Source organism: Tamlana crocina (genome assembly GCF_012037625.1).
Map to the genome: position 1 here is coordinate 1 of NZ_JAAVJS010000458.1, position 370 is coordinate 370.

The 370-nt window shown below is 41.1% G+C and carries 1 pseudogene; it reads right to left on the bottom strand.

From position 1 onward, the window contains the following. Positions 1 to 370: pseudogene (locus HC176_RS17585) on the bottom strand (cation:proton antiporter); the annotation flags it as partial.

Here is a 370-nt window from a genome sequence, read left to right on the forward strand (position 1 = left end):
GTTTCCTCCTTATTGATCTCCTTAGTGATCTGTTTGCCAAGGTAAACCAGTTTAGAACCTTCTGTAATCTGCATTTCGGCACTATGGGAAGGAATGATCCTCAAATTACCATCGGGCGTTTTGACAAACAGAGGAATGATCTCCGGATCTGTCTTGGAGATCTCCAGTAAGCCCTGGTAATGTTCCTTACTGTTGAGCTTAGATTCATGAATTTCGGCATATTTCCTGGCCACTTCAGTAAGTTTAATATAATCATCTGTATGGGAGAATAAACCTTCTTCGGGATTGACTTCAGGATCGTTCATCTCATCTGAAGAGATTAGCCTAAAAGCACCTTTTTCCCCAAACTGGCTCTGGAATTTTGTAATTG